Genomic DNA, 12,628 nt, shown 5'->3' with positions numbered 1-12,628 from the left:
CCGGGATAGCGTTTCCAGCCCTACCTGGCGTGCGTGCCAGTGGACAAACGTGCCCACCCGGCCACGAGTTGCGCGTTGATACTCACCCCGCCGCACACCACGATCACCACGTCATTGGCATCGGCAATCGCCGGGTGATCCAGGTAGGCAATCGCCAACGAAACCCCGCACGCCGGTTCGACCAGCTGACGCAAATCATTGGCGTAACGCACCACGCCCATGATCGCCTCATCATCGCTGAGCACCACGCACTCATGGGAAAAATCGCCGATGTGCCTGACCGGCCAGGCGGCCACTTGCGCGGCGCCCAGGGACGTGGCGACCGTGTCGATTTTCGCCAGTTTGACCGGGTGCCCGGCCGCCACCGCCGCGGCGAACGACGCCGCGCCTTCCGTTTCGCAGGCTACGATGCGGCAATCGGTGTGCCGATGACGAATCAGGCCGGTGAGCAGCCCCGCCAGCAAGCCACCACCGCCCACCGATGTCACCAGCACATCCACTGGCGGGCAGTCTTCAAGGATTTCATCGACCATGGTGCTGTGCCCTTCCCACAACAGCGGGTGGTCGAAGGCCGGCACAAATTCACTGCGTGGGTCCTGGGCGAGTTCCCGGGCCCGTTGATTGGCTTCGTCCCAGACCTTGCCGTGGACGATCACCTCGGCGCCGGTATTGCTGATCCGCGCCCGGGTGCTTTGCGCGGTGGTATTCGGCACCACGATGCATGCCTTGAGCCCCAGGCATGCAGCGGCCATGGCCGTGGCCAGTCCCGCGTTACCGCCGGAGGGACAGACCACCTTGCGCTTGCCCTGCTGCGCCGCCCGGCTGCACAGCAAGCCGATGCCGCGTATTTTGAACGAGCCGCCAGGTTGCAGGTTTTCCAGTTTCAGCCAGATTCGGCGGGTCGGGGTCGAGAGGCCAGGGTGCAGGATCAAAGGCGTGCGGATGTGAAGCATATAGGCTCCTGTTTCACGCCACCGGCTCGCCGAACAGATCAACGAGCCAGCGGTGAACGGTCCTCTCATGCAAGTTTAGTTCACGCGGCCTCGGGGCGACCGTCTCAGCGGCCTGGCGCAGGTGCAGGCCGCGATCTTTTACCCATGGAAACTCGAAGGCCAATGAACGATCAAAAGATCGCAGCCTACGGCAGCTCCTACGTAAGCCAATTCGTGGAGGCACCATGAAAATCTCGGTCAAACTGGCGTTTTTCGCCGTCGTCAGCACCCTCGCCTACCTCACCCTGGCGATCTGGGGGCTGGGTGGTTTCGCAGCCTTTTTCAGCCACGGCTCACTGGTTGTCGTTGCCCTGGCCACCCTGATCATGGCCGTCGCATCACTGTTCACCGAGGTCAACCTGAGTTCAGGGGAACGCGAAGACCGGGACAACCGCTGGGTCATCCCGGCCTTCGGCGTGATCGGGTTGCTGAGCGGTTTTCTGCCGGCCTATACCGACCGCATCGATTTCTGGACCTTTGGCGGCGAAGGCGTGCGCTGGCTCGGCGCACTGTTGTTCATCGTCGGCGGCGCGCTGCGGTTGTGGCCGGTGTTTGTGCTGGGCAAGCGCTTCAGTGGGCTGGTGGCCATTCAGCCGGGGCACCGACTGGTCACCGAGGGGATCTACCGCAACCTGCGCAACCCCAGTTATCTGGGGATGATGGTCATCGGCATGGGTTGGGCGCTGGCCTTTCGTTCGGGGGTCGGGCTGATATTGGTGGCGCTGACGCTGATCCCGCTGATCGCGCGCATTCACTCGGAAGAAGCCTTGCTCAGGGCGCAGTTCGGCAGTGAGTACGAGGCCTATTGCGCCCGCAGCTGGCGGTTGATCCCTAAAATTTACTGAAGCGTCGATCACAAAAAGTGCAGGCAACACATTAAAAGTGTGGGAGCGGGCTTGCTCGCTCCCACAGGGGAATGTTTCGTTCACAAAAGCTGCAAACGAATCAGACCGCCGGCATCCACGCTCGCGACAACCATGTCATAACCCGCCAACGTCCCATGCAACGTCTCGATCGGCTGCTCATGGGTCGCCGTGACAATCATCAAGTCCGCCCCCGCCGCCTCGGCCGCCAGAATCCCCACGCTAGCGTCTTCAAAAACCAGGCACTGCCCAGGCTCGACACCCAGGCGCCGGGCCGCGAGGCGGTAACCGGCGGGGTCCGGTTTGCCGGCGGTCACATCCTCGGCGGTGATCATGACGGCAGGCTCGGGAATCCCTGCCGCCGCCAACCGCCGCAACGCCAGTTCCCGAGGGGCGGAAGTGACGATCGCCCACTGGCTGAGGGGCAAGGACCGCAAGAATTTCGCCGCGCCTGCCACTTCCAATACCCCGTCGACGTCGACGATTTCCGCTTCGGTAATCCAGGCGGCTTCGACCTCGGCATCCACACCGGGCAAGCCCAGGCGCCTGATGGTGTCGATGGCGCGGGCACCGTGAATGGTCGGCAGGAAGGTCTCGACATCGACACCATGGCGCACGGCCCAGGTGGTCCAGACCCGCTCGGCGGCGGCGATGGACGTCAGGACGGTGCCGTCCATGTCGAACAGAAAGGCACGGTAGGTCGAGTTGAAAACAGAGTGATCGGACAAGGAAAGGAGCCTCGCAGGTGCCGGACGGATTTGCCCGGCAATGTAGCATCTGCGCGCAGGTCAGTTGAGTCGTTTGGACTTGAAGGTCTGGCCCACGCAATCGAGCAACCCGCCAATCATCCAGGGTTTCTTGATGAAAGAGACCTCGTGCCGCACGCCTGCGCTTTCAGGGGTTTCGAAACCGGACATGATCATGATCGGCTTCTCCGGCCACCGATCACCGAACTGGTTGGCCAGGTCCGCGCCGTTGAGCCTGCCGGGCATGGTGATGTCTGTCAGCAGCATGTGCACTTGCGGCGCATGCTGCTCCAGATAGATCGCTGCCGCGTCCGCACTGATTTGCGGTTCGACGACAAAACCTTCCTCCTGAAGAATCTCACAGAGAAACTCCAGGATCAGCGGGTCGTCCTCAACCACCAGAATCAACCCGCCAGGAAGATCCCCACCCGCCGTCGGTACTCGACTCATGACCGTGCCGCTCCCTGATTGCCTCAATGATTTCGCGGGTACTAATCCGCCACCTAAAAGGTATGAGCAGCGGACTCGACGGAAATTCATTTTTGATACAGCGGATCGACAATAGGAAAAACCACAGGGTTTGTGTTGCCTTTGATTATTGCGACATGGCGTCTTTGCTCATGCCGTCCCTGGACATGGCGTCTTTTTTCATCGCGTCCTTGGACATTGCATCCTTGGACATACTGTCTTTGGACATTGCGTCTCTGGACATTGCGTCTCTGGACATCGAATCGGTCTTCTTCATTGCATCCTTGGACATGGCGTCCTTGGACATCGAATCCTTGCTCATGTTGTCGTTGCTCATGGTGTCAGCAGCGAACACAGAGGCGGCACCAACGGCCAGGCACATGGACAGAACAACAGTGGTCAACTTTTTCATGATTAAACTCCTTGGAGCGTGGGTTGTGGGGTGTGAAATAGCCAGGCACCCGTCAGCTGCCACCGAACCAGTTGTAGCCCTGGTCTTCCCAGTAGCCACCGCTGTAGGTATTGCTGACGAAAATCGCCTGAATGTGTTTGGGGTTCTTGTAGCCAAGCTTGGTGGGCATGCGCAGCTTCATCGGGAAGCCGTATTCTCGCGGCAGCACTGTCCCGTCCCAAGTCAGTGCCAGCAGGGTCTGCGCGTGCAGCGCGGTGGCCATGTCGATGCTGGTGTAGTAGTCGTCGGCGCATTTGAAACCGACATATTTGGCGTCGGTGTCGGCGCCGATGCGCTTGAGGAAATCGCTGAAGCGCACGCCACCCCAACGCCCGATCGCGCTCCAGCCTTCGACACAAATGTGCCGGGTGATCTGCTCGGTCTGGGCCATGGCCCGCAGTTCTTCGAGGCGCCAGCTGCGCTTGTCGGCGACCAGGCCGGTGACTTCCAGGCGATAGTCCTCCTCATGCACCGTCGGCGCCTCGTCGATGCCGTAGAAGGCATTGAAGGGAAACGGCCGGGTGATCATCGATTCGGGATAGGTGGGCGCCATCGCGTTGGGGTTGAACAGCCAGCCCTGCACCCGGTCGTTGAAGCGCGACATGGTTGAAAGCGCGGTCTCGACGCTGTCGTTGTCGGTGATATTGCAACCGGACAACATCGCTACGCCGCCTAGGGTCAGGCCGCGCAACAGGAACGAGCGGCGCGAGTGGTCTTCGATCTGCGGGGCGAGGATCTTGCGGGCGTCGGTGAGGATCGACGCCTCGTCCAGTCCGGGTACCTGAATGCGCTTTTTCATACCTGCTCCTTGCGGCCGACGATCATGGCCAACAGCGTTTTCGGAACCAGTGCGACCATCACCAGATGCACCGCCACAAAGGCCACCAACAGAGCCATGGCGAAGAAGTGCACACGGCGTGCGCCTTCGTATCCCCACAGCAACTCACGCAACAGCGGGAACTGCACCGACTTCCACAGCACCAGCCCGGAGAGCACCAGCAGGAGGATGTCGACCATCACGAACAGGTACGCAACACGCTGCACCTGGTTGTAATGCGAGAGGTCGGCATGGCTCAGTTTTCCGCGTAATGCGGCCCCGAGGTCATGCAGCACAGCTTTGGGCGAGACCGGGAAGAAACGCCGCTTCAGGCGTCCGCTGAACAGGTTGAATGCCAGGTAGATCAAGCCGTTGATCGCCAGGAACCACATCGCCGCGAAATGCCATTGCAGCGCACCACCCAGCCAGCCGCCGAGGGTGATCGACTTGGGAAAGCTGAAGTCGTAGATCGGCGAGGCGTTGTAGATGCGCCAGCCGCTGGTGACCATTACCAGCACCGCCAGGGCGTTGAGCCAATGGGTCAGGCGTAGCCAGCGTGGATGAGTGGACTTGGGTGAAGCAGTGGTCTGCGACATGTCCGGCTCCGGATTGTTGTTGTTCGTTGGGGCCGAGTATGGGAGCCGGAAGATCGCAAAATCCTCACGTAAAGTTAAATTAAACGTGATAACTCGCATCCGAATGCCCCCCCGCTCCCACAAGGTTTTGTGTGGTCCGCCCATTGCGCAATTATGGTTAAATGCCGCCCCCACAAATGATCGACACGACCCGATGAACCCTGAAGCCCTCGCCACCCTCAACCAGCACCTGCTGACCGCCCTGGCAGCCGCCCCCGCGGAAACCCGCCGCCTGTTTCACGGCCGTGGCCGCTGCTGGCCGGGGCTGGAGCAAGTGACCGTGGACTGGTTGCAGGGCGTGGTGCTGGTGGCGCTGTTCAAGGAGCCGGAAGCGGCGCAACTGGAAGACCTGAAGCAGGTGCTGATGGCGATCACCCAGTCTGAGCAGTGGGCAAAATCCGGCGCCCATACCCTGTTGCTGCAACACCGCTACCTGCTGCAAAGCACCACCGAGTGGCTGCTCGGGGACGTCATCGAGGAAATGACCATCACCGAAGGCGGGTTGAAGTACCGGGTAGATTTGGGCCGCAAGCAGAACACCGGGCTGTTCCTCGACATGCGCTACGGCCGCGATTGGGTCCGCGCCAATGCCGAGGGCAAGCGGGTATTGAACCTGTTCGCCTACACCTGCGGTTTCTCGGTGGCGGCCATCGAAGGCGGTGCGAGCCACGTGGTCAACCTCGACATGTCGAGCCCGGCCTTGAACCGTGGCCGCGACAACCACCGGCTCAACGGCCACGACATGAGCAAGGTCGGTTTCCTCGGCCACGACCTGTTCAAATCCTGGGGCAAGGTGATCGGCAAGGGGCCGTACGACCTGGTGATCATCGACCCGCCGTCGTTCCAGAAAGGCAGCTTCCTGCTGACCAAGGACTACCAGCGCGTACTGCGTCGGTTGCCGGAATTGCTCAGCCCTCAAGGTACCGTGCTGGCGTGCATGAACGACCCGGCGTTTGGCGCCGACTTCCTGATCGAGGGCGTGACCCGCGAAGCGCCGAGCCTGCGGTTTGAGCAGCGTCTGGAGAACCCGCCGGAGTTTCCGGATGCTGATGTGGAGTGTGGGTTGAAGGCGTTGGTGTTCAAGCTGCAGAGCTGAAAGATCGCAGCCTGCGGCAGCTCCTACGGGCCTGTGCATTCCCCTGTAGGAGCTGGCGAAGCCTGCGATCTTTTTGACTTGGATCTCAACGCGGCCGCAACACCAGCGCAAACAACTCGCCATGCCCGTTCACGTTGAGCTTGTGATAGAGATTGCGCCGATGCACCTTCACCGTTTCCGGGGAGATGCCCATTTGCTGGGCGATGGCCTTGCTGGAGAAGCCCTGGAGAATCAGGCGCGCGGTTTCGATTTCCCGCAGGGTCAGGCGTGCGTCGAAGCGATCGAGCAAGGTCGCCAGATCGCCGGCCGGTAGTTCGGCGGCCGGCCCTTCCGGTGGCAGCAAATCCAGGTGTCGGCGCATCGCCGCCAGCACCCAGTCACGCACGCACAGCAGGCGGCCCTGCTCTTCGAGGCTGAAGCGTGTCGCACGCCCCAGGGACAGGCCAAGCACGGCACCATCGACGTTGACCATGAACTGCAACTCGTCGCCACCGACTACGGTGCTGAAGTAACTCAGGTAGTACTCGCTGTGCTGGAACTGGTCGGGGGCCACCGATTCGAGGCTGTGCAAACCGTCGGCGATACCCGCACAGGCGGCTTGATAGAACGGGTCGAGCAGGTACATGCCGGCGCGGTAGTCCGCCAGTTCTTCATGTTCTTCGGTGGTGCCCTTGGCATCGAAGTCAATCAGCAGGCGCGGCACATGCCCCGGGCGCATCAGCGCCACCAGCGCGTTATCCAGCGGCACCAGCAAGCGCAGGGTATCGACCAGCGCGCGCCAGAAGCCGTCCCGCCCCACCGCCGTGAAGACCCGCGCCAGCCCCTGGTGCACCGGTAACTCTTTCAACAACGCGTCCACGCACTACCCCTTTTGAGTAACCCATGATGGGAATGGGTGAAAGCCACCCCGGTCGATACGCTGCAAACTCCTGATTACCACCGGCCGCAACAGGCCAGGAGTGCCGCATCATGAGTCGTCACCGCTTGTATTTCAATCTGGGGTTTGGCGCCTGTCTGGCGGTTTCGCTGTCGGCTTTTGCGGTCGAAGCCCCGACGGTGCACGTGTACAACTGGTACGACTACATCGGCCCGACCACCTTGCAGGACTTCAAGCGTGACACCGGGATTGCGCCGGTCTACGACACCTTCGACAGCGCCGAAGTGCTGGAAGGCAAGTTGCTCACCAGCCGCAGCGGCTACGACGTGGTGGTGGCCAGCAACTTCAGCTTGCCCACGCTGATCAAGGCCGGCGCCCTCGCCCCCCTGCCCCGTGCGCAGATGCCGGACTTCAAGAACATGGACACCGAACTGCTGGCGAAACTGGCCAACAACGATCCGGGCAACCAGTACGCCGTACCCTATCTGTGGGGCACCAACGGCATCGGCTACAACATCGACAAAGTCCGCGCAGCCCTGGGTGACAAGGCGCCGGTGGATTCCTGGGACCTGGTGTTCAAGGAAGAGAACCTGGCCAAGCTCGGCGAATGCGGCGTGGCCATGCTCGACTCGCCGTCGGAGATGCTGCCGGTCGCCCTGCACTACCTCGGCCTGCCGCCCAACAGTACCAACCCCGAGGACTACAAGAAGGCCGAAGCACTGCTGCTGAAACTGCGCCCGCACATTGCCTACTTCAACTCATCGAAATTCATCAGCGACCTGTCCAACGGCAACATCTGCGTGGCGGTGGGCTGGTCCGGCGCGATGCTCGAAGCCAAGAGCACCGCCGAACAGGCCGGCAACGGCGTGAAGATCGCCTACAGCCTGCCCAAGGAAGGCGCGCCGGTGTGGTTCGACACCCTGGTGTTGCTCAAGGACGCACCGCACCCGGAACAAGGCATGGCCTTCATCGACTATCTGATGCGCGCCGAGGTCATCGCCCCGGTCAGCGACCACCTCAACTACCCCAACGGCAACCGCAGCGCGACCACACTGGTGGCCGAGGCAACCCGCAGCAACCCGGCCGTCTATCCGCCCGCCGAAGCCATGGCCACCTTGTTCACCCTCCAACCCCTGCCGCCGGCTACAGAGCGCGTGCGCACGCGGATCTGGAGCAAGGTCAAGAACGGTCAGTAGGAGCTGCCGAAGGCTGCGATCTTTTGATCTTGAAAGATTGCGGATCGACAAAAACAAAAAATCAAAAGATCGCAGCCTTCGGCAGCTCCTACAGGTGTTGACCGCATTTTTCTGCCAAAAATTGAAAATGAGAAAACCCATGAAACCACGCGCCCGCGACCTCAACATCCAGTTCGGCCAACTGCAACCCGGTCCGCTCAATGCCATCACCGACGTCCCTGGCGTACGGGTCGGCCACAGCGATGTACGAGGCCGCACCGTCAATGGCCGCGACATCCTCACCGGCGTCACCGTCATCGAACCCCGCGCCGGTTCCACCAGCCAGCAACCCTGCTTTGCCGGTGTGCATGTGCTCAACGGCAATGGCGATGCCACGGGGCTGGAGTGGATTCGCGAGGCCGGCTTGCTGACCAGCCCCATCGCCTTCACCAACACCCACAGCCTGGGCGTGGTGCGCGACGCACTGATCGTGCTCGACCGCGAGCAGCAACCGGATGACGGGCGCCTGTACTGGAACATGCCGGTGGTGCTGGAAACCTTCGATGGCTTGCTCAACGACATCAACGGCTTTCACGTCAAGCCGGAACACGTGGCCCAGGCCGTGCATTCGGCGGTGGGCGGCCCGGTGGCCGAAGGCAATGTCGGCGGTGGCAGCGGCATGATCTGCCACGAATTCAAAGGCGGTATCGGCACCGCGTCGCGCCGCTTGAACAGCGCCCAGGGCGGCTGGACAGTCGGCGCAATTGTCCAGGCCAACCATGGTATTCGCAATGAATTGCGCGTCGATGGCTACCCGGTCGGGCGCTACATGGAACAGGTCGATTCGCCATTCCTCAAGGCCTCGCTGCCCCATCCGGGCATGGGTTCGATCGTGGTCTGCCTGGCCACCGATGCGCCGTTGTTGCCACATCAGTGCACCCGTCTGGCTCAACGCGCCAGCCTCGGCCTGGCCCGCACCGGCGGCGGCAATGAAGACCACAGCGGCGACATCTTCATCGCCTTCGCCACCGGTAACGATCACGTGCCACCGGCCGCCTACGAGAGCAAGAAAGCGTCGACCACTCACAACCTGAGCATGGTCAACAACGACCACATCAGCGAGCTGTTCCTGGCCGCCACCGAAGCCGTGGAAGAAGCCATCATCAATGCCCTGCTCGCCGCCAAAACGGCCGAAGGCAACGGACATGGGGTGCAAGGGCTGGATGCCGAGACCTTGCTCAAGGCATTGCGCCGCGCCGGCTGGCCGGGGGACACGACTAGCGGTACTTGAGTAAAACACTAGGTCTTTTTAGGATGAACTTACGCAGCCGCCTGTTTGTGCAAGCCGCTGCGTAGGTGGTGAGTGCACTGAACCCCTACCAAGCTCACCGCTTGTTTCACGCGCATCTTGAGCCTCACGGCTCCACTTCCTCCCCATCAAGAGCTTTGAGGCTCTTTTTTAACCTCCGAAAACCATCTTCCTATCAATACATCTCCAATGTGGGAGCGGGCTTGCTCGCGAAGGCGTCGTGCCAGTCGCCATGAATGTTGGCTGACACACCGCTTTCGCGAGCAAGCCCGTTCCTACAGGGGAAAGTCATTGTGTTTCGGTGGTGCACAACGACCGCCACGCCGCCTCCGCCAGCATGTCCCGATAGGCCTTCGGGCTGCCCTTGACCCGGCCCGACAACCAGGCGCGGCAGTAACTGTCTGCCTGGCCGACGATCAGCGACGGGATCAGCTCCGCCGGAAAACACCCCAGCTCATTACCCTGCGCCCCCAGCCACTCCAGCAACTGCTTGTTGCGCGTCTTGTTGCGGGAAGCGAGTTCGTCCTTGAACGGCCCCTTGGTGACGGCAAACCGTGCGTGGTACTGGAACCGCGCCCACTCCGGCTGGCTATCGACCCAGTCCACATAGCTGTGCACCAGCGCATGCACCCCGGCTTGAGCGGTGTGTGCGTCAGCCAGGTAGCTGTCACGCAAGCGGGCCTGATCATCGAGGGCAGTAAAAAACAGCGCCGCCACCAGGCCTTCCTTGTTGCCGAAATGGTGATAGATCGCGCCGACGCTGGTATCGCATTCGGCGCGGATCATTTCGATGGTGGTGGCCTCGATCCCCTGTTCGTTGAACAGGCCCAGGGCCTTTCTGAAGATGTCGCGCTTGAGTTCGGCGCGTCGTCCGGGGTAGCAGCGTTCGAGCAGATCGGCGGTTTCCATGCGCAAGGACAGTCCGGAAAAGTCATGGGTGGAGGCTGGCGGTGGCCAGCAAACAAGTGGCGCTAGGTTGACAGATTTCCCTTCGACAGAATACTGTTCCGTCACAGAACATTATTCTGTTAAAGAATATTATTCTGCAACCGTCATCCTCAAGAGGCAAAAAAATGAGTCAGTTCCTCAGCATGTTCAACAGCGCAGGCCCGCAAGCATTCAGCAAAATGGCCTGCCAGGTGGCGCCCTACTTCTCCACCATCAACCCGTTGGTCAAGGATTTGCGCAAAGGCAGCGCCACCGTTCACGTGCCGTTTGCCCGGGAGATCACCAATCATTTGGGTACGGTGCATGCGATTGCCATGTGCAACGCCGCCGAACTGGCCGCCGGGATGATGACCGACGTTTCCATTCCCGCCGGCGCACGCTGGATTCCCAAAGGCATGACCGTGGAATACCTGGCCAAGGCCAAGAGCGATGTGACGGCGGTGGCCGAAGGGGAGACGGTGGACTGGACCACCGAAGGCGACAAGATCGTGCCGGTGGATATTCACGACGCCGAGGGCAAGAAGGTGTTCACGGCGCGGATAACCATGAATGTGAAGCTGGCCTAAACGCTGACCGCGGTTAAATGTGGGAGCGGGCTTGCTCGCTCCCACAGGGGGATTTGTGGTGTTTAGGAGAGTACGGTCAGACCAGGCGCAATCGAGGTCCGCTAGCCGGCACCGCATCGTCCCCCAACCGCCCACGCACAAATTCATTGGCCTTGCGCGTCAACTGGTCCAGATGCCGGTCGCGTTGTTTTTCCGCGTCGGTCATGGCCCGCTTACCATGCTTTTGCAGCAGGTAGGTATGAATCTGCCGCACCTCCAGCGAACTGTAGATCGACGCCACATCCAGCAGTGCCATCAAGCCATCGGTGGCGTGGTCGCGGGTGTTCATCAACACTTGGGTCGCACGCACGCCCACCACCTCAAAACCCATCGCCTCGAAATACGGCACCTTGGCCACCGCACAGGTCAGCTCGGCATGGGGATAGCGACCGACCACTTCCCGCAGCATCCGCCGGGCCACGCCCTGGCGCCGATACTCGGCCTGCACCGCCATGTACGCCACGCCGCAGGCCTCGGGGTCATCCTGCACCGGCAGGTACAGCACAAAGCCCGTCACCGTTTGCGGATCGTCTTCGTCGGTGGCGACAATCAACTCCACGGCAATGCCTTTTTCACCGTTCAGCGCCTCCAGATACAGGTGCACCTCATAGCCGATCGCGTATTGGTAGAGGTTGTACAGCAGGTTGCTGGGCGGGATCGCGACCATGCTGATGTCGGTCAGGTTGTCGACCACCATCTGCAGGATCTGGCTATTGATGTGCTCGGGGCACGGGGTCTTGAAGTGGCTGATCAGGGGCATTGCGGTGACAGGCTCCGGGAGGCGAGGACCGCCTATCATAGCGCGCCTGGCACCTGTGGTCCGAAGGGTGATGGACAGACATCTCCCATTGACAGCTCATGCGCATCGCCGGCGGACGCCTGGTTGCGTTTTCGAGGCTGACAACAGTGACTCCGGCACACATTGTGCTGGATGAACGTGCCTCTTCGCGATCAGGCCCGCTCCCTCAGGGGACTGCGGTTTTGCCCACTCCTCGATCTTCTGTGGGAGCTCGCCTGCTCGTGAAAGCGCCCACCACCACTCCGGACCGGGGTATGAGTGGGGGGAAATGGGTGGGTCAAAGCCCCCAACTTTGAGGATTCCCACCCATTGCATCTTTAGGACCAAAGTCCAAAACGCCAGTCTTTTGATATCAAACAGTTTTTTGTCTTCCCCCGGACCTCCCGGAGATTGGCGCACCTCTTGCAGCGAGCCAATGGCCAACATCAGCCACACCGGCGCGCCCCCGAGGGGAACAACATGAAAAAAATGCCTGACCTCAAACCGCTCGGCTTTCTCAGCAAACCGGGCATCGCCGCTGTGATGCTGATCAACTTCAGCCTCGGCACTGTCAACGCTGCGCCGCTTGACGATGTCAGCCCGCCGCCGCCAACAGATCCTTCGGCGTATACCAACCCGCCGACCGACCCCCAGGCCGCGCTGGATGCCATAGAGGCCATGTCTCCCACCAACCAGGGCTCCTACGCCTTGCCCAATGGTGTGTACGGCACCCGCACCACGCCAACGACCGACAACGTGCTGCCGCCAGCCCTGCAGACATCCTTCAAAATCCCCACCAATGGCAAGCCCAGCCCATTGTTCGGGGCCCAGCCGTACACTCAGCAACTGCTGCTGTTCGAAGAGTTCG

14 protein-coding genes and 1 pseudogene are annotated in these 12,628 nt (G+C 61.3%); 6 read left to right on the top strand and 9 right to left on the bottom strand.

Annotation, left to right across the window (positions count from 1 at the left end; translation table 11 throughout):
- Positions 1 to 20 precede the first annotated feature (20 nt).
- Entirely contained in the window at positions 21 to 953 is a 933-nt protein-coding gene (locus ASD95_RS08485; protein ID WP_056723890.1) for a pyridoxal-phosphate dependent enzyme, read from the bottom strand.
- Between the two features lie 224 nt (positions 954 to 1,177).
- On the opposite strand from ASD95_RS08485, the gene ASD95_RS08480 reads away from it, so the two are divergent.
- On the top strand, positions 1,178 to 1,837 hold the full coding sequence (locus ASD95_RS08480) for a methyltransferase family protein (protein ID WP_056723888.1): 660 nt from the start codon (positions 1,178 to 1,180) through the stop codon (positions 1,835 to 1,837).
- Between the two features lie 80 nt (positions 1,838 to 1,917).
- Here ASD95_RS08480 and ASD95_RS08475 read toward each other — a convergent pair whose 3' ends face one another.
- The 5 genes from ASD95_RS08475 to ASD95_RS08455 all read right to left on the bottom strand — a co-directional run bounded on the left by ASD95_RS08475 (position 1,918) and on the right by ASD95_RS08455 (position 4,933).
- The gene (locus ASD95_RS08475) at positions 1,918 to 2,583 is read right to left on the bottom strand and encodes an HAD-IA family hydrolase (protein WP_082562936.1); all 666 of its coding nucleotides are present in this window, start codon (positions 2,581 to 2,583) and stop codon (positions 1,918 to 1,920) included.
- A 60-nt stretch (positions 2,584 to 2,643) separates the two neighbouring features.
- Positions 2,644 to 3,051, bottom strand: coding sequence for a response regulator (locus ASD95_RS08470; RefSeq protein WP_056723887.1), 408 nt, complete (start codon positions 3,049 to 3,051; stop codon positions 2,644 to 2,646).
- Positions 3,052 to 3,196: 145 nt separating this feature from the next.
- Complete coding sequence (locus tag ASD95_RS08465; RefSeq protein WP_056723885.1) at positions 3,197 to 3,481, bottom strand: pentapeptide MXKDX repeat protein; 285 nt, start codon at positions 3,479 to 3,481, stop codon at positions 3,197 to 3,199.
- A gap of 52 nt (positions 3,482 to 3,533) precedes the next feature.
- A complete protein-coding gene (locus ASD95_RS08460) occupies positions 3,534 to 4,319 on the bottom strand; it encodes a molybdopterin-dependent oxidoreductase (protein ID WP_056723884.1) in 786 nt (261 codons plus the stop codon).
- Positions 4,316 to 4,933, bottom strand: coding sequence for a cytochrome b/b6 domain-containing protein (locus ASD95_RS08455; protein ID WP_056723882.1), 618 nt, complete (start codon positions 4,931 to 4,933; stop codon positions 4,316 to 4,318). The genes ASD95_RS08460 and ASD95_RS08455 overlap by 4 nt, the downstream gene beginning before the upstream one ends.
- Positions 4,934 to 5,126: 193 nt before the next feature.
- Between ASD95_RS08455 and ASD95_RS08450 the strand changes: the two genes are divergently transcribed.
- On the top strand, positions 5,127 to 6,068 hold the full coding sequence (locus ASD95_RS08450) for a class I SAM-dependent methyltransferase (protein ID WP_056723880.1): 942 nt from the start codon (positions 5,127 to 5,129) through the stop codon (positions 6,066 to 6,068).
- An 85-nt stretch (positions 6,069 to 6,153) separates the two neighbouring features.
- Here the strand turns inward: ASD95_RS08450 and ASD95_RS08445 are convergent, their stop codons facing one another.
- Positions 6,154 to 6,927 (bottom strand): helix-turn-helix transcriptional regulator, encoded by a 774-nt coding sequence (locus ASD95_RS08445; protein ID WP_056723878.1) that lies wholly within the window; start codon positions 6,925 to 6,927, stop codon positions 6,154 to 6,156.
- A gap of 110 nt (positions 6,928 to 7,037) precedes the next feature.
- On the opposite strand from ASD95_RS08445, the gene ASD95_RS08440 reads away from it, so the two are divergent.
- Positions 7,038 to 8,141 (top strand): extracellular solute-binding protein, encoded by a 1,104-nt coding sequence (locus ASD95_RS08440; RefSeq protein WP_056723876.1) that lies wholly within the window; start codon positions 7,038 to 7,040, stop codon positions 8,139 to 8,141.
- A gap of 139 nt (positions 8,142 to 8,280) precedes the next feature.
- A complete protein-coding gene (locus tag ASD95_RS08435; RefSeq protein WP_056723874.1) occupies positions 8,281 to 9,411 on the top strand; it encodes a DmpA family aminopeptidase in 1,131 nt (376 codons plus the stop codon).
- A gap of 306 nt (positions 9,412 to 9,717) precedes the next feature.
- Here ASD95_RS08435 and ASD95_RS08430 read toward each other — a convergent pair whose 3' ends face one another.
- Complete coding sequence (locus ASD95_RS08430; RefSeq protein WP_056723873.1) at positions 9,718 to 10,338, bottom strand: TetR/AcrR family transcriptional regulator; 621 nt, start codon at positions 10,336 to 10,338, stop codon at positions 9,718 to 9,720.
- A 164-nt stretch (positions 10,339 to 10,502) separates the two neighbouring features.
- Between ASD95_RS08430 and ASD95_RS08425 the strand changes: the two genes are divergently transcribed.
- Positions 10,503 to 10,943: a hotdog fold domain-containing protein gene (locus ASD95_RS08425; RefSeq protein ID WP_056723871.1), complete on the top strand. Its 441-nt coding sequence runs from the start codon at positions 10,503 to 10,505 to the stop codon at positions 10,941 to 10,943.
- A gap of 76 nt (positions 10,944 to 11,019) precedes the next feature.
- On the opposite strand, the gene ASD95_RS08420 is transcribed toward ASD95_RS08425, so the two are convergent.
- Positions 11,020 to 11,742, bottom strand: a complete 723-nt coding sequence (locus ASD95_RS08420; RefSeq protein ID WP_056723869.1) for a GNAT family N-acetyltransferase — start codon at positions 11,740 to 11,742, stop codon at positions 11,020 to 11,022.
- A gap of 498 nt (positions 11,743 to 12,240) precedes the next feature.
- On the opposite strand from ASD95_RS08420, the pseudogene ASD95_RS08415 reads away from it, so the two are divergent.
- Positions 12,241 to 12,628 (top strand): annotated as a pseudogene (locus ASD95_RS08415) (copper oxidase); the annotation flags it as partial.

The sequence above is a fragment of the Pseudomonas sp. Root71 genome (assembly GCF_001429045.1).
Lineage (GTDB): Bacteria > Pseudomonadota > Gammaproteobacteria > Pseudomonadales > Pseudomonadaceae > Aquipseudomonas > Aquipseudomonas monachiensis.
Note: the sequence above shows the minus strand (reverse complement) of the source record. Positions and strands in the feature narration are given on the sequence as shown.